Raw genomic sequence first — 16,371 nt, 5'->3', positions numbered from 1 at the left:
ACGATGAAGTCCTGATAAAACTGGAGACTCAGGATGGTTAACTTCATCGGGTATATTGGTTTCAATAACAGATCCGAAATTCATGCGGGCGTCCGGGATCGCGCGCTGGATCTTTCCTATGTTCAGCAGGCGCTTCAGGTGCAGGAAGAGGGCGGTTTTGACCGTGTCCTGATTCCTTTTGGCTCCAATTCGCCTGAAAGCCAGCTCGTTGCTGCGTATGGTGCGGCTTTAACCAGTCGGCTGGGCTTTCTTGTTGCGCATCGTCCGGGTTTTACGCAGCCTACGCTTGCCGCGCGGCAGCTCGCAACGCTTGATCAACTTTCCCAGGGGCGCGTGGCTGTTCATATCATCACGGGGGGCGCGGATTCCGAAATGGCCCGGGATGGAGATGTCGGGACAACCAAGGCGGAGCGTTATATCCGCAGCGATGAATATCTCGATATTCTGAAGCAGGAATGGAGTTCTGCTGCGCCTTTCGATCACGATGGTCGTTTCTATCATATCCGTCAGGCGCAGAGTTCCATTCATCCGCAAAACCTGCCGGTTTTCTTTGGAGGAACGTCTGCGGAAGCGCTCGACGTCGCAGGGAAGCACGCAGATGTTTATGCGACGTGGGGGGAGACGCTGGACGCAACCCGCGAAATCGTCAGTCGGGTGAGATCCTCCGCAGCACGTCATGGCCGGAAGATCGGTTTTTCCCTGTCTCTGCGGCCGGTTATTGCGGATACTGAAGAGGCGGCCTGGCAGCGGGCTGAGGAAATTGAAAACCTTGTTCGTGCGGCTCGTGAGCAGGCGGGATTGCCAGTGACAGGGCACCAGCCGCCGAATGATGGGTCTCGCCGTCTGCTTGAGACCGCAACGTCCCGCAGGCAGGATGAACGTCTCTGGACGGGTGTGGCCAGTTTGACCGGGGCTGCCGGAAATTCAACAGGGCTGGTTGGGACGCCGGAACAGGTCGCAGATGCTCTGGTGGAATATTACAAACTGGGCATCGACAATTTCCTGATCCGTGGATTTGAGCCACTGGAAGATGCCCGGGTTTATGGCCGGGACCTTATTCCGTTGGTTCGGGAAAAAGTTGCAGCCCTTGAGGCGCAGTCGTCACGCATTGCTGGATAAAAACAAAAAGGGGAGAGATGCGAAGATCTCTTCCCTTGTCCAGTTTTCAGGACGATCTGGCGCGTCTAAAAACATCTTCCATACGCCAATGCTGGTTTTGCAGGTCTTTATGCTCTGCCCATTCGTCCCAGCCGGAATTTCGACGGTATTCTCCGAGCAGACCTGAGGCTTCTAGGGTAGCCTTGTCCTGAGGGTGGGCGTGGCCAGCGTCTGGATGAACGTAAATGGCATCTGCCCTGCAATACAGTTCGCACAGGAAGCAGGTCTGACAGTCTGTTTGATAGGCAATAATCGGAACGCCACTTTCGTCGGGGGTTAAAACATCTCTCGGGCAAACCTCCACGCAGGTATTGCAGGCCGTGCAACGGCTTTCAACGATCAGCTCAATCATGAAAATGCTTTCACTGGCACTGAGCGCGTCCACGAGTTTGCAATGCCGCCGCTCAGGATATGCATGGGTGTCTCAGCGGTCTCAGAGTCAGTCCGATAATGAATGCCACGACTTTCCTTGCGGGCAAGAGCGCTGGCGGTACACCAGCGGGAAGCCGCCGCAAGGGCTTTCAGCTCGTGCTGCCGAAGCTGTGCGCGTGCATTTGTATTCTGTACGGTGTCACCAGATAGCTGTTGCCATGCTGCTTCCAGAGCCTGGGAAGATTTTTCTAAAGAAAAAGCTGTTCGAAAATACTGCTTATGAGGGGAGAGCATCTCATCCTGAACAGCCCGTTCGACAGCCTTGTGGTCTCGGGTGACAGTTTCATACTCGGGGGATGGAATAATAGGTTCTTTCAGGGAACGTCGTTGTTTGCGTATGTAGGCGACGGCGGCTTCTGCTGCGATGCATCCAGAGGACAGTGCCCAGGCAGCATTAACCGCCCCACCGCCAGATATTGCGCCTGTTACGGGCTCTCGCGAAGCAACATCGCCAGCCACATAAAGCCCAGGAACATCACAGCCTGCGTGCCTGTTTGTGACCCGGATACCACCGACGCCGGGAATTGTTCCTTCGCCGACAAGAGAAATGGGAAATCGTTGTGTAAAAGGATCAATCCCGAGGCGCTGAAACGTCAGAGGGACGTTAGGGGAAATTTGCGGCAGTTGGCTACGGATGTTATCAGGAACACGTGACAGGTCACAGAAAACAGGCCCCGTCCTGAGCACTTCTGCAAGAAAGTGATTATTGTGTGGGCTTGCCGGGCGCTCAAGTTCATGGCCAGCCACGTCATAATATCTGGCGAAACTGTAGATCATGGTCCGTGCCATTGTCGTTGTGGCTGGGACAATTGTGAAAAACGCCGAGAATTCCATTCCGGAAAAGCAGGCTCCCGCTTCGGCAGCCATCAGAAGTCCGTCGCCAGTGTTGTTTGAACTCCCCAGCAAGTGAGAGCGGAATGCACATCCGCCTGTTGCCAGAATAGTTGCGCCTGCGCGGATACTCCATTGATCCAGCTCTGATTTCAGGGACACGCCTGTTGCACCGGCAACACTGCCATCGTCATGACGGAGAAGTTTCATGGCAGGGCTATGATCCAGAATAATAACACCGCTATCCAGTGCTTTCTGGCGAAGGGCGCGGAGGTATTCTGGTCCACGCAAAGCGTGGTATCTGATTTTCCCATTATCATCCTGAGTGTAGCGATAATGGCTGGCAATTGTGGGCAGCGTCCGGAATGTCCGGTCTATAATGGTTTCCATCCAGTCTGCATCCCCAAGTCCTTCTGCCATTTCCAACCGACGTGCAATGGCGTCACGCCGGAGTGTGCCTTCGGGGGGAATGAACCAGTGTCCTGGCCCTGCAGACGCGGCTACGCCAGATGTGCCGCAATATCCTTTTTCCACAATCACGACTTTCGCGCCCGCCTGAGCAGCTGTGATTGCGGCCCAGCACCCTGCCAGCCCTCCGCCGATAATCAAAACATCCGTTTCCAGACGGCGAGATGGGGCGTGTCTCACAGACCAGATCTCTGATGGTCCAATGCATCTGAAAGAGCCGGCGAAAAAATGGGCTCCAGTTCTGTTCCTTCTGGAAGAAAGCCGTTTTGGGTAAACGTATTTGCGATGTCCTGTGCAGAGGTAATGTCGGCTTTACGCCATGCGCGCAGGTGATAGGAGCGGTTCTGGTTCTGAAGGTAATTCAGCACCAGAGGTTCGGGTACCTGAATGACGGGGGAAACGGCATGTGCCCAGCGCGGTTTGTCGTTGCTGAGGATGGAATAGGCTTTGTTGACCCGCCTGAGATAATCCGCAGCAACGGCGCAAAACGATGGGTCCGTCAGACGGAGAGGGTTAGCGCCGATAAAATAATGGCCGGAAAGAATATGTTCTGCGCTTTGGAGGATGCGAGCCGTTTTATCGGCTTCCAGCATCTGGATGGCATATCCATACGTTGCCCATCCATCGAGGCTCCCTGATTTCATGGCGGTCAGTCCTTCGCTCATCCCAAGCGCGACAGGGGTGATGTCGTGCCAGGAGAGACCTTGCTGCTCCAGCATTTTGATCAGGAAATAATGCGCCGTCGTAGCCTTGATATAGCCTATTCTTTTTCCTTTGAGATCTTTGACGGATGTTGCTGTTGAGTGCTCTGGCACCAGAAGAACCTGATCTGTGGTCGGTCCTTCCAGCGTTGCGACAATGGAGATGCGGGCACCGGATGTTGCCGCAAAGACCATTGGAATTTCGCTCCAGCCGCCAATGTCCACAGCATCCGCATTGATGGCCTGAGCGATGATGTTTCCTGAGTTGAACTCACTGAAGCTGACTTTATAGGGGAAATCGTCCAGCCCGGTTTCTTTAAGAAGGGTTTGATCTGCGCCTCTAAAAGTGGCTGCTCTGAGTGTGATCTGGGAAAAATCTTTTGTCTGTGCTGCCAGTGGGCGTGGCAGAAAGGAGGCTCCTGCAACGGCGGATGTCAGACCCAGAAAGTGGCGCCGTTTGAGGGGAGGCGAAGACAGAAGCATGAAATTGCTCCTCATGCTTATAAAGTGAATGTTTATTCAATCATCAGAAGGTCATTTTTCGAAAAATTCTAATGATTAAGACTAATGGGTTTATTTTGTTATTATGGATAATCAGTTCCCTTGTTATTTTGAAGACACAAGGGAACTGGCTGGTCTCAGAGTGTAAATTTCAACGTCACGAAAATTGTTCGCGGGTCCGCAAACTGTGCGGACTCATAAACCGGGACGCCCCCGCCCTGCACAAAGGTTGTGCTTTGCAGATAGCGCCGATCCAGAAGATTTCGGGCAGTTGCCTGTAGGAACCAGCGGCTGTCGGGACTGGTCCAGCTTGCCATGGCGTTAATATAGGTTTGTGGAGGCAACCGGTTTTGCGGATTGGTTTGTGAACTGGTGTAAAGCGCGGATTGAAAAGACACATCCGCTCCCACGCGAAAGGTTCCAGGCAGCCGGATGGGGAGCGTGTAGGTGAGAGATCCCATGGTTTGGAAACGTGGCGAGTAGGGGAGGGGCGCCCCTGCATAGGGTGTATTGTTATAGACTTGGCCACTGGCAAGTGTGGTTCGGCTCACGCGGCCGCGGAAATTATCCAGGACAGAGTAGAGATAAGAGGCTGTATAATGCAGATCCAGATCGCGAGTAATTTTCACGAAAGTTTCGATTTCAGCGCCGGCAGAGTGCCCTTTTCCTGCGTTGAAACGTCGTGAGAGTCCGTTTGAAGGGTCTGTTGTCGTGAGCTGAATATCGTCGAACTGGTTCCAGAAAAGTGCGCCATTAAAGTGAATGCGGCCAGGTACGGGATCACTTTTGAGGCCGACTTCATAGGTCGTGACGATTTCCGGATTATAGGGGGTTGAAGCCTGAAGACTGCCGGAAGCAGACGGGCTTTGGGCTCTGAAATCATATCCTGCCGATTTTCCTCCTTGGGAAATGGACGCATATGTCATCAAATTCGGACGAATCTGATAGGTCAGCGTGCCTTTCGGAAGAAGCTGAACCCAGCTTTTGCGTTCTGAGACCTGCCATGCCTGATCCCCCGGCGCGCCCCAGAGAATATAGGACAGCTGGTTGGCTGGAGTGGACTGATGCGATGGGCCGGGTGCCAGATAATTCAGAGTTTCAGAATTGGAGTGGTTCTCCCAGTTGAAACGAAGTCCGCCTGTGAAGGTCAGCGCGCGCGTGATGTGATAACTGGCCTCTCCGTAAAGAGCCCAGTTGCGAGTGACCTGATCAATGACAGCATAAACCGGGGTATACCGGATTTTTGCTGGGTCATTCGTTGCGGTTCCTGAAGAGTTATTCGCCCACCTTTGTGTGAACCAGTCCTCATACATGAAGTATGCGCCGACATTGAAGTCGAGCTTCCCGTAGTCCCCATGGAGTTTTAATTCCTGAGAATACATCCTCTCTTTATAGTAAAGAGGCTGGGAGGTTCGGGAATAATAATCGCCGGTGTTGTCATAAACGCCTTTGTCATCGTAGCCTCGGATGCCAGTGATGGAATAAAGCTTCAGATGAGGGGAAAGCGTGTATCGCACGTTTCCGATGAAACCCGTTTCACTATAATTATTTTTTGGGAAAAGCTGGTTGTAATTTCCATAGATATACGGGTTCAGAAGGTTGCCTGAACCCTTGTTCGTACTTCCGTCTATTGTGCCGTCAAAGGCAAGGGTAATATCCCAGTTTTCATTGGGAGTGAAACGCAGTTTGCCGCGTGCCTGCGTATAGTCGATGTTGTTCGTGTCTTTCCCAACAGTATAGTTATGATCAATTCCACCACGGGCATGGCGACCAAAGGCGATGCTGCCGTAAACCTTGTTTTTGATGAGAGCGCCGCTCGCTACAACACCAATCTGATATTCGTTATAGGTTCCGTAGCCTGTCTGCGCGACAAAGCGTCTCTGATTGGTGGGGGAAAGCGTGTTGATCCTGACTGCACCACCTTCGGATTGATGCCCGGAGAAGACGACGGGGCCGCGGTCTACTTCGATGTCTGCTACATCAAGGAGTTCCTGCATATTTCCCATATTTCTGGGAAGATAAACTCCATCGAGATAGGTGCCGACTGAAGGTTCGCCTTGTGGATCAATTTCTCCAATCCCACGAATGAAATAATTCAGAACCGAATATCCCGGCATGTTGTTCGGAATATAAAGATTAGGCGTCAGCCTTGCGAGTTGCTTGGTATTCTGAACACCAAGCCGTTCAAGTTGTGAGGCGCTCAGAAGGCTGGCGGACTGTGGTGTTTTCTGGAGCGCCGCCGCTCGACGCGCAGCATGGGATTGCCCGTGGATAGAAAAGGATTCCCCTGTTCCCTTGGCCTGAACTGCATTCGGAAGACTGGGCGCATGTCCTGGATTTTTTTGAGGAAACAGCGGGCGTGTTGCCGGGTGTGGTGTAGATCTGGGTGAGGAATAGTGTAGCGGAGCGCCATCAACCGGATCGAGCATTGCGCCCATGATGGCTGCAATGCTGCATGTCGTCCCCAAGAGCGAACGGAACAGAGGTTTGTTTTCCATAAAAAGAGAATGTCTTTTGGGGAAGGAAAGCATGATGTCAGGCATCCTTGGATGGGCGTCGTTTTTTTTTGATTCCAAGGTTGTTTTCTCTGGAAAACTGTTTCCAGGATATGGAGTTATTCAAAAGTATTCCTTTTGATTGATTAATAATTTTTGTTTCAATTCCTTAATTGTATCCTTTGAGAAACTTTAACCTTCCAAAGAAATTCAATAAAAAATTCCTGAAGGATGAAACATTTCATATCTTCAGGAGTAAGGTTGTCATTTTTAAAATGTATAAGAAAATAAAGTAATTAAAATAAAGCCACTGGAAAATGGAGTGGTTTATGCCTGTTGAATTTATCGGTTATGTCAGCGCGTGTGAACAGACAGAAATTCTTGATCCTTCAGGCCTCGCAGTTGATCCGGAGTATATTGCTGCAACCGCGTTGATCCATGAGCGCGGCGGTTTTGACAGGGCGCTTGTTGCGTTCCATTCCTCCTCTCCAGAGAGTATTCTGATCGCACAGCATGCTGCTTTCGTTACATCCAGGATGGGTTTGCTGATTGCGCACCGTCCGGGCTTCACTGCGCCTACGCTTGCGGCAAGACAGTTTGCCACCCTGGACCAGATCAGTCGTGGGCGAGTAGCCGTACATATTATTACGGGTGGAAATGACCGCGAACTTGAGGCTGATGGCGATCATCTGTCAAAAGTGAATCGGTATCGGCGTACAGCGGAATATCTGAAAATTCTTCGCCGGGAATGGGCGGGCGGGGCTCCTTTCGATCATGATGGTGAGTTCTATCGCTTGCGCAGAGCTTCTTCCACTGTGCTGCCATATAATCCGAATGGTATTCCGCTTTATTTTGGTGGAGCTTCGGAAGACGCCATAAATGTCGCAGGTGAACTGGCGGATGGATATGCCCTGTGGGGCGAGCCATTGGCAAATGCCGCTGAACTGGTTGGAAAGGTGCGGACTTCTAGCCAAAAGCATAACCGTGCTTTGAAATTTTCCATCTCCTTTCGTCCAATTATTGCAGATACGGAGGAAGAGGCGTGGGAGCGTGCGGCAAGTATTCAGGCTCAGATTGAAGAAAGACAGTCTGTCATTTTGCCGACAAAAAATGGAATAGCTCTTGATCATGCGGGCGCGCCTCCAGTCGCGGAAAATCTTCCAACCAATGAAGGTTCGAGAAGGCTTCAGGCCATCGCTGCAAAATCTGCGCGACATGATGAACGTCTCTGGACAGGCGTTGCGCAGGCTACAGGAGGGCGCTGGAATTCCACGTCTCTGGTGGGAACGGCAGAACAGGTCGCACAGAGTCTGCTTGAATATTACCGTCTTGGGATCAGCACGTTTCTGATCCGGGGTTTTGATCCGCTTACGGATGCAACGCGATATGGGCGAGATCTTATTCCCCGTGTTCGCGCTTTGGTGGAGCGGGAAGACCGGCTTCAGCGGGTTACGAACTGACCCCATGTTTCTCAAGGATATATTTATTATGAGGCGTCTCAGCCTGCGCGCTCTTCTGCTTGTTACGTTACCGGGTGTTTCTTCAGCAGCGTCTCTTCATCACGGCGCATTAAAATCGAGTCTGGCGCATACTCATTCGACTACCCCGAAAGTCGTTGATGCGCCGCTCAGGCGAGCTATCCCTCATGATATTCGAAGCCAGACGGCAGAATCCGTGACAGTGCATGTGGCAAGACATGCACCTCGTTTGGCCCGTAAAGTGCCTTTGGGGGCTTTTGGAACACGGTCAGAATTCGATACGCCGTTTTCTGTCAGTACGATTTCGGCTGATCGGATTGAACAGATGCAGGCGAGTGATATCAATGATGTCATGCGCTATGAGCCGGGAGTTCAGGCGAACTCGAACGGGTCTTCCACAGCATCTGGATCAAGCGTCAGGGTACGTGGTCTGAATCTGGATTGGACGAACGGGTACAAGATTGACGGTCTGGCCATTCCGTACTGGTACATTGATTTGCCATTAGCCAATTTTGATCACGTGCAGGTGGTCAAAGGCGCATCTGCTTTCATGTATGGGTTTGGCTCACCGGGAGGGGTGCTGGATTACCAGCTAAAAGCACCTGTTGAAGGAAGAAAACTGACGTTGGAAGCTGGATATCGTTCCGATGCGGTCTTTAGGCAAATGCTGGATGTGGGAGGTTCACTGGATAAAGCCCATCGGGTGCAGACGCGTTTTGTCTTTGCCAGTGAGGTGGGCAATCAGGTGAACGAGAGTTTCCTGCGTAATCTTTCTCTGTCGTTCACAACGAATGTTCGGATCACAAATAATCTGCATTGGCATTTCAACACATTTTATCTGAACACGCTTCAAAAAGGCATGGTCAACACGATTGCTTCTGCCAATGGAGTGGGAGCAGTACAAACCATGAGCGGTCGTGAGGCTTTTGGTGCCAAGGGGTCTTGGAAAACCAATGATATGAAGCGTTTCAGTACAGGTTTTGACTGGGATTTTTCAAAAAACTGGAGTGCCCATCTGACATATGGCTACACACATCTTGATGAAAAATTTCCGTCTAACCAGCTGACTTTTACCAGCACGAATGGCGATTATATGAGCCGTCCGTTCGAGATGGTGCGTGTTCTGACGTATCATCAGGTTGATGCGACGACACAGGGACATTTTGAGACTGGTCCATTGCATCATGATGTTATTATCGGCGTGACATGGCTGCGACAGATGTTTGATGCGGATGCAAATTCCGGCGCCAAAAACCCTGTTGAATACGGAAATATTTTCCGGGATCGTCCAACATTAACAAGCGCAAGCAGCTTTAATCCCCGGATGTATCGCTATATTGATTACCAACAGGTGGCCCCGTTCTGGAGTGACACAGTCACTTATCACCGTTGGTCTCTTATGGCGGGCGCCCGTTATACTGATTATCTGGAAAATGACTTCTCAACGTCCGGGAAGCAGACGGCCGCGCATAGGAATAATCCTGTGACACCGCTTGTCTCTCTGAGCTATAAAATTACACCGGAAATTAATACCTATTTCAGTTGGGTCCAGGCGATGCAGTCTGGAGGGCAGGCTGGTTCATCCAACGTGAATTACATGCAGGTCTTCGGACCTATCCGGAGTGATGAATACGAATTGGGAATGAAAATCCAGAAGAAAACATGGAACGGAACTCTTGCCGTTTTCCGTATGGACACCGGGTCTGCTTATACCAATGCCCAGAATGTCTATGTGCAGGACGGCCTTTCCCGGTATCAGGGCGTTGAGGCGGCAGGAGCGTGGATGGTTACGCGAAACTTGAATATCAACGGCAGTTTGGCTTACCTGGATGCACGATATATTCAGGCCGCAGCCGGGTATCAGAATCATAAGCTGGAAGCGGTTGCTCCTTTCCAGGCAGCCTTCAATGCAGACTACCGGCTGGAGTCCGTGCGGGGTTTGAGTGTCAACGCCGGATTTAATTATGTTTCACGCAGTTGGCTGGATGCAAGCAATACGGTGCGGTTGCCATCTTATATCGTGGGCAATGTCGGTGCAGCGTATAGTATGAAAATTGCGAACCACCATGTTGTATTGCGGGCCGCTGTCGAAAATATTGGGAATGTTCGTTATTGGATGAGTCGCGGAAATAGAAACCTGTTTCCAAGCGCTCCTCGTACAGTTTCCCTTAATGCCCGGTTTGATCTTTAGACTGAGAAGTCATCGGCATAATGTGATGATTGCAGCGCAGCAGATGGCCGATCCACTGCATTTCGGATATCTGCCACAGTGTGCTGCAATCCGCTTTCAGTTCTTAAGCTGACTTGTACGTTTTTCGTTGGAAAAAGGGACGTAAAATAATCCGTCTTCTCTTTCGTCAGGCCATTAAAGACCTTCTGTCTTCAGTCTCCCTCTGGGTGCTGATTTAATGGCACCCACCAGATTTTCCGCTACAGGCAGAGCAATTGTCACAGCCTTTGGCTGGTGAGGGGGACGGAACACTGGTTGCAAGACCCATGGACATTTTGAGCCTTCTCCATCCTGTAGGAAAGAGGCGTGTGTACCAGTAAAGCGCTGCAAGGGAGACAAGCAGCACGGCAATGATCGTTTCAATCATCATGCTTCTCCTGTGATGGCCTTGGTCAGGTGGTAAACGATAAACGCAGCCAGATATGCTAGCCCGAAAAGGTAGGTGGTTGCACCTATAACGACCTTCATGGATCGGGTTTCCCTGCGCATCACAGCTAATGTGGAAATGCACTGGGGCGCATAAACATACCATGCCAGCAGAGATAAAGCAGTTGCAATGCTCCATTGGCTCGACAGGAGGGGGAGCAGTTTTTCTGGGGCTGCTTCTTCGCTGACGCCGAGCGCATATACTGTCGCCAGTGCACTGACTGCGACTTCGCGCGCGGCGAGACCAGGAATAAGCGAGACACAGATCTGCCAGTTGAACCCGATCGGGGCGAAAACTGGCAACATGAGATGGCCAATGCGTCCTGCCAGGCTGTAATCAATGGCTGCGCCTGTGGCTCCCTGCGGAGGAAGCGGGAAGCTTGAGAGACCCCAAAGCAGGACGTTCAGAGACACGATGATCGTCCCGACACGCGACAGGAACATGACCGCACGTTGCCAAAGCCCTAGTGCGAGGCTTTTGAGGTTGGGACGGCGATAGGGGGGCAGTTCCAGAAGCAGTGGATGCTCTTCGGACTTTACGCCACGCGTCATGATGCGTGCGGCGACAACGCCACTGACAATGGCGACCGCATACAGTGCGAACAGGACGAGGCCCTGAAGCCCGAAAATCCCCAGAACTGTTTTGTGCGGAATGAACGCGCCAATCAGAAGCGTGTAGACCGGAAGACGTGCTGAACACGTCATCAGCGGAGCAATCAGGATTGTGACCAGCCGGTCCCGGGGATTCTGAATGGTCCGTGCGGCCATAATGCCAGGAATGGCACAGGCGAAACTCGATAGCAGGGGAATGAAAGACCGGCCGCTCAGTCCGGCAAGAGCCATCAAACGGTCCAGCAGGAATGCGGCGCGGGGCAGATAGCCGGATTCCTCCAGAGCAAGAATCCAGAGGAAAAGAATCAGGATCTGCGGGAGGAACACGATGACCGTGCCCGCACCGGCAATGACACCATCAGCCAGAAGGCTTTTCAGAACGCCATCAGGCAATGGCCTGAGGATCAGTTCGCCAAGCAGGGTAATGCCACTTTCCAGAGCGTCCATGAGGGGCTGAGCCCACGCAAAGACGGTTTGGAACATGACGAACAGGACAATGAGCAGGATGACCGGACCCCAAACAGGGTGCAGGAACCAGCGGTCAAGACGATCGACCAGTCTTTCCTGCCCTGCGGAGCGGTCTGTGACATAGGTCTGAATCAGCCTGCGCACTTCTGCGTGAATATCCAGGCCGTTCTGCAAGAGGACGGGAGGGGCCGGGACCGGATGATCCAGAACTTCCAGAAGAGGCTGTACACCCTGCCGGTGCAGGCTGATGACCGGGACAATGGTCAGCCCTAGATCGCGCTCAAGCCCCGCAATATCGATGGTCATGCCATTGCGTTTGGCCTCGTCCATCATACTGAGGGCGACAATGATCGGCACGCCAAGCTCACGGAGTTCCAGCAGGAAGCGGAGATGCAGGCGGAGATTTGTTGCGGACACCACGCCGATCAGGAGTTGCGGGCGAGGCTCCGTACGATGTCGCCCAAGGCAGACATCGCGTGTGACATCTTCGTCTGGGCTGGTTGAGGAAAGGCTGTAAGCACCGGGAAGGTCCAGAATCCGGATGGATTTGCCTTGCGGTGTAGAAAAGAAGCCTTCTTTCCGCTCAACCGTGACGCCTGCGTAGTTCGCGACTTTCTGCCGGCTTCCGGTTAACTGGTTGAAGAGAGAAGTCTTGCCGCAGTTGGGATTTCCGACCAGTGCAATATGTAATGTGGAATCTGCGCGTAACGCTTGTGCTGGAGAGGCCATGGAACGTGTCAGACGGCACGTCGAAGCATGATTCGGGCAGCTTCCCCTTTCCGAAGAGCAAAACGGGAGGTCCCGAGGGAGACAGCAATGGGATCTGCGCCAACCGGTCCAGTTGCAACGATTTTAACGCTTTCCCCGGGAACAAAACCGAGCTCACACAGGCGCGCACTGATCGGATCGGCAGCGGTCCGCTCTTCAACACGATCAATAATGGCGTAATTCCCTTTGGGAAGCGTATCCAGAGACCACATCAACTTCATATCCTAATGCGCCCCAGCGTTCTTTTCGAAAGGCTGGCTGAACACTAGATAAGCCCATCTGGCAGCAGCGGAAAGGGAGAGATGAGAATTAATTGCATCCACATCTTTCTTTTTAAGATCCGGGTTCTTTTTCTTGTGTCTTTTCAAAAGGGAGGGAGCCAGCCGGATTTGAGATTACGGCATGTCGCTTTTCCGGCATGGCCGGAAGGAGCAAGGGAGTGCTATGCACCTTCTGGCCCGAGTGTATAGGAAATGTGCCCCATGAGTGCTTTGACAGCAAATGAAGACGAATTTCCGGCAGAAGGCTGCATCCATTGTGCCACGTCTGAGACATCCGGAGAAAAGCGCGTTGAGCAGCCTCAGAAAAAAGCACTCCTGAACCGTATTCGCCGGATTGAGGGGCAGGTTGGTGGTGTTCTGAATATGATTCAGGAAGACCGTTATTGCGTTGATATTCTGACGCAGATTTCGGCCATCAAGTCTGCACTGGATGGCGTATCCATTCAGATTTTGTCCACGCACGCCAATGGGTGCGTCCGGAAGGCCGTACAGGCGGATGGTGGCGAAGAGGCGATCGACGAACTGTTGCAGGTCGTGCGACGGATGATGCGCTGACGCCTCTTCTGTTTTGGGAGAAGGTTTAGCGGTCCTGTGTGGCGTCGGGTGCCGTCTCAGGCATGGAGTCCATGGTCATGGCCTGACATGCTTTGAGCTGTTGCTGCATCTTCGGCGAAAGTGGTTTGTTCTGCTTTTTCAGCGTCTCAAGGTGATCGCACAGTTCCATCTGTTGATCCATGCTCAGGCCTGCAAGTGGGTCAACTGACGGTGTGGAAGGCTGCTTGGGCGTCGGCGCGGGTGTCGCATGGGCGGCAGTTGCAAAGAGTAGGATTGCCAGAACAGATAGGGTTTTTGTCATGATGAAAACTCCTTAAAAATATGAAAATCAAAACCAGCTTCGGATGCCGAGGCTGAAGCGGACCGAACCGGGTTTTTCGCCCTGATCCCGCACAATTCTGCGAGCCTGCGTCAGGTGGCCGGAATAAGTTACGCCCACATAGGGAGCGAATTTGCGCCAGAGTTCGTACCGAAGCCGCAGACCGGCATCCACGTCCGACAGGCCAGCGCCCGCCTGTCGGGACGGGTCTGACTTCGTGTAAAGATTGAACTCGGCCTGAGGCTGGAGGATGAGGCGGTTGGTCAGCAGAAAGTCATAAGACCCCTCGACGCGTGCGCCAAACCGTCCCCGATCGCTGACATAGCCTGTGGCCTGAAACTCGAACTGATACAGGGCCAGCCCCTGAATACCGAAGGCGCCCCAGGTCCGTGTCGGGCCATCATCCAGATCGACGCGCACGCCGCCCTGAAGGTTCCAGTATGTCGAAATGGCGCGGCTGTAGAGAATGTCCTGCTGGCCGTCGCTCAGGCGTCCTTTTTCGAGGGTGCCTTCGGACTTGATCCAGAGCCTGTCATAATCCGTGCCGTACCAGACTTCGCCATCCCATCGGAAATCGGTTCCGGATGGCGCGTAACGCCCTTCCGCCTGCTCGAGAATACCGTGGAACCAACTGCTTTGATCCATCATGACGGGCATGATGTTGCCAAGATGCGTGACAGAGCCTGGAACGGGAGCGTCTACGGCGTGATATTGCGGGGCGTCTTCCGCATGGGCTGTCCCTGCCGCCAAAAGGAAGAGCACTGTGGCCAACGAGGCCTTCATGACACCACCACAGTGCGGAACATCCCAAGATCCATGTGATACAATAAATGGCAGTGATAGGCCCACATGCCGGGGACATCTGCCGTTACGAGATAGCTCATGCGGGAGCCGGGCTGGGAAATGATGGTGTGTTTGTAGGGACGATAGTCTCCCTGGCCATTCTCCAATTCGCTCCACAGACCATGCAGATGGATCGGGTGCTCCATCATCGTGTCATTGATGAGGGTGAAGCGGACGCGTTCGCCTTTTTTTAGCTTGATCGGGCCGGATTCTGAGAACTTTCGTCCGTTGAAGCCCCAGATATAGCGCTCCATATTCCCCGTCAGATGCAGGATGATTTCCCGTGAGGGGGGGCGCGGGTCCGCGCCGGGGCGTGTGGCACGAAGCTGTTTGTAGTTCAGGACGCGACGGCCGTTATCTTCCAACCCATCCCCGGGGCTACCCGTCCGATCCATGGGCATCATGGCGACGTTCTGGTTTTCCACGTTGATCGGAGGCGGGCCGGGATCGTCCACTTCCATTTTTGGCATGGCCATGTGCCCCATATGGCTCATGTCCATGCCGGCCATAGGCATGTGATCCATCCCCTTCATGTCCATGCCGGACATGGACATATGATCCATGCTTTCCCCCGGTTTCATGTTTCCCATGCCCATATCCACCATCGTGCGGACGGGGCGGGGATCCATGGGCGGGATCAGACCGCTCATGCCGGCACGAGGGGCCAGCGTTCCGCGGGCAAAGCCTGTTCGATCCTCGCTTTGGGCAAAGATCGTGTACGCGCGGTCTTCCTTCGGTTGCACGATGACGTCATAGGTTTCGGCTACCCCGATCCGGAATTCATCGACCGGAACCGGCTCAACATCATTTCCATCGGCCTGAACGACCAGCATTTCGAGACCCGGAATACGGACGTCAAACAGCGTCATGGTGGCGCCATTGATGAACCGCAGACGCACCCGCTCGCCGGGCCGGAACAAACCGTTCCAGTTCATGTCCGGGGCATGGCCGTTGAGCGTGTAGGTGTAGATGATGCCGGACACGTCCGCGATATCGGTTGCGGCCATGTTCATCCGGGACCAGGCGAGCCGGTCTTTCAGCGCAGCCATGGCACTTCCGGCTTCACGGGCTTCCTTGGGGAAGGACGCAGCCGTACGCTGACGGAAGACGTAATAGTCATCCTGCATTTTCAGATTGTTCACGATGTCATGGGGCATGACATCGGTCCATTCACCTAGGAAGATGACGTAATCTCGATCAGAGGCATTTGGATCAGGCCGGATCGGGTCAATGACGATTGCGCCATACAGGCCCAGCGCTTCCTGCATGTTGGAATGGCTGTGATACCAGTATGTGCCACTCTGATGCAGGCGAAAGCGATATGTGAAGGTTTCGCCGGGCGGGATTCCTGCAAAGCTGAGACCGGGTACGCCGTCCATATCCGCTGGGACACGAATGCCGTGCCAGTGGATGGATGTTGTTTCATCCAGCGTATTCCGGACGTTCAGAGTGACCGTCTCGCCCTGTTTCCAGCGCAGGATGGGGCCGGGGACACTGCCTCCTATGCTGGGCGCATGCATGGACTTTCCATCCAGAGAGACATGCGTTCGGCTGACCTTCAGGTCCCATGTATTGGACGGCATTGCGGGCAGGCAGCCGGAAGAGGGGCGACCTTCTGCTTTGGCCTGTTGAGGCAGGGCGCTCAGGCAGGCCCCGGCGCCAAGACTTGTGACGAAGCGACGACGCGTCAGGCCGCGTGCGAGGCTGGAAAAACTGTGCATATGCTGAAAACCGGGAAACGGTGCAGGAAAACCGTGGCGTCTTCAGACCTATGACAGATCAGAACGCTTACGGATCGGGACGTT

At 53.3% G+C, this 16,371-nt stretch carries 14 protein-coding genes; 4 read left to right on the top strand and 10 right to left on the bottom strand.

Annotated elements, in window-relative coordinates:
* Positions 1-33: 33 nt before the first annotated feature.
* A complete protein-coding gene (locus J4P41_RS12345) occupies positions 34-1,119 on the top strand; it encodes an LLM class flavin-dependent oxidoreductase (RefSeq protein WP_426067359.1) in 1,086 nt (361 codons plus the stop codon).
* A 46-nt stretch (positions 1,120-1,165) separates the two neighbouring features.
* Here the strand turns inward: J4P41_RS12345 and J4P41_RS12340 are convergent, their stop codons facing one another.
* The 4 genes from J4P41_RS12340 to J4P41_RS12325 all read right to left on the bottom strand — a co-directional run bounded on the left by J4P41_RS12340 (position 1,166) and on the right by J4P41_RS12325 (position 6,589).
* Positions 1,166-1,510, bottom strand: a complete 345-nt coding sequence (locus J4P41_RS12340) for a 4Fe-4S dicluster domain-containing protein (protein ID WP_426067358.1) — start codon at positions 1,508-1,510, stop codon at positions 1,166-1,168.
* Entirely contained in the window at positions 1,507-3,069 is a 1,563-nt protein-coding gene (locus J4P41_RS12335) for an FAD-dependent oxidoreductase (protein ID WP_426067357.1), read from the bottom strand. The genes J4P41_RS12340 and J4P41_RS12335 overlap by 4 nt, the downstream gene beginning before the upstream one ends.
* Positions 3,066-4,073: an ABC transporter substrate-binding protein gene (locus J4P41_RS12330; protein WP_234930836.1), complete on the bottom strand. Its 1,008-nt coding sequence runs from the start codon at positions 4,071-4,073 to the stop codon at positions 3,066-3,068. Before J4P41_RS12330 ends, J4P41_RS12335 begins: the two co-directional genes overlap by 4 nt.
* Positions 4,074-4,228: 155 nt before the next feature.
* Positions 4,229-6,589, bottom strand: coding sequence for a TonB-dependent receptor (locus tag J4P41_RS12325; protein ID WP_426067356.1), 2,361 nt, complete (start codon positions 6,587-6,589; stop codon positions 4,229-4,231).
* A 326-nt stretch (positions 6,590-6,915) separates the two neighbouring features.
* Between J4P41_RS12325 and J4P41_RS12320 the strand changes: the two genes are divergently transcribed.
* Both J4P41_RS12320 and J4P41_RS12315 read left to right on the top strand, forming a co-directional pair.
* Complete coding sequence (locus tag J4P41_RS12320; RefSeq protein ID WP_426067355.1) at positions 6,916-8,046, top strand: LLM class flavin-dependent oxidoreductase; 1,131 nt, start codon at positions 6,916-6,918, stop codon at positions 8,044-8,046.
* A 28-nt stretch (positions 8,047-8,074) separates the two neighbouring features.
* Complete coding sequence (locus tag J4P41_RS12315) at positions 8,075-10,255, top strand: TonB-dependent siderophore receptor (protein ID WP_426067354.1); 2,181 nt, start codon at positions 8,075-8,077, stop codon at positions 10,253-10,255.
* A 214-nt stretch (positions 10,256-10,469) separates the two neighbouring features.
* On the opposite strand, the gene J4P41_RS12310 is transcribed toward J4P41_RS12315, so the two are convergent.
* Genes J4P41_RS12310 through J4P41_RS12300 form a run of 3 tightly spaced genes read right to left on the bottom strand, consistent with a single transcriptional unit; the run spans position 10,470 to position 12,789 of the window.
* Positions 10,470-10,664 carry a hypothetical protein gene (locus J4P41_RS12310; RefSeq protein WP_228118670.1) on the bottom strand — a complete coding sequence of 65 codons (195 nt, stop codon included), beginning with the start codon at positions 10,662-10,664 and terminating at the stop codon, positions 10,470-10,472.
* Positions 10,661-12,529 carry a ferrous iron transporter B gene (gene feoB / locus J4P41_RS12305; protein WP_426067353.1) on the bottom strand — a complete coding sequence of 623 codons (1,869 nt, stop codon included), beginning with the start codon at positions 12,527-12,529 and terminating at the stop codon, positions 10,661-10,663. Before feoB ends, J4P41_RS12310 begins: the two co-directional genes overlap by 4 nt.
* Positions 12,530-12,537: 8 nt before the next feature.
* Positions 12,538-12,789, bottom strand: a complete 252-nt coding sequence (locus J4P41_RS12300; protein ID WP_034880933.1) for a FeoA family protein — start codon at positions 12,787-12,789, stop codon at positions 12,538-12,540.
* 261 nt (positions 12,790-13,050) lie between these two features.
* On the opposite strand from J4P41_RS12300, the gene J4P41_RS12295 reads away from it, so the two are divergent.
* Positions 13,051-13,404 carry a metal-sensitive transcriptional regulator gene (locus tag J4P41_RS12295; RefSeq protein WP_010503891.1) on the top strand — a complete coding sequence of 118 codons (354 nt, stop codon included), beginning with the start codon at positions 13,051-13,053 and terminating at the stop codon, positions 13,402-13,404.
* Positions 13,405-13,429: 25 nt separating this feature from the next.
* On the opposite strand, the gene J4P41_RS12290 is transcribed toward J4P41_RS12295, so the two are convergent.
* The 3 genes from J4P41_RS12290 to J4P41_RS12280 are packed head-to-tail and all read right to left on the bottom strand — an operon-like array spanning position 13,430 to position 16,287.
* A complete protein-coding gene (locus tag J4P41_RS12290; RefSeq protein WP_426067352.1) occupies positions 13,430-13,705 on the bottom strand; it encodes a hypothetical protein in 276 nt (91 codons plus the stop codon).
* A gap of 27 nt (positions 13,706-13,732) precedes the next feature.
* Entirely contained in the window at positions 13,733-14,506 is a 774-nt protein-coding gene (locus J4P41_RS12285; RefSeq protein ID WP_426067351.1) for a copper resistance protein B, read from the bottom strand.
* The gene (locus J4P41_RS12280) at positions 14,503-16,287 is read right to left on the bottom strand and encodes a copper resistance system multicopper oxidase (protein ID WP_426067350.1); all 1,785 of its coding nucleotides are present in this window, start codon (positions 16,285-16,287) and stop codon (positions 14,503-14,505) included. The genes J4P41_RS12285 and J4P41_RS12280 overlap by 4 nt, the downstream gene beginning before the upstream one ends.
* Positions 16,288-16,371 lie beyond the last annotated feature (84 nt).

It is taken from the genome of Gluconobacter sp. NFX36, assembly GCF_049887835.1.
Classification (GTDB): domain Bacteria; phylum Pseudomonadota; class Alphaproteobacteria; order Acetobacterales; family Acetobacteraceae; genus Gluconobacter; species Gluconobacter japonicus_A.
Note: the sequence above shows the minus strand (reverse complement) of the source record. Positions and strands in the feature narration are given on the sequence as shown.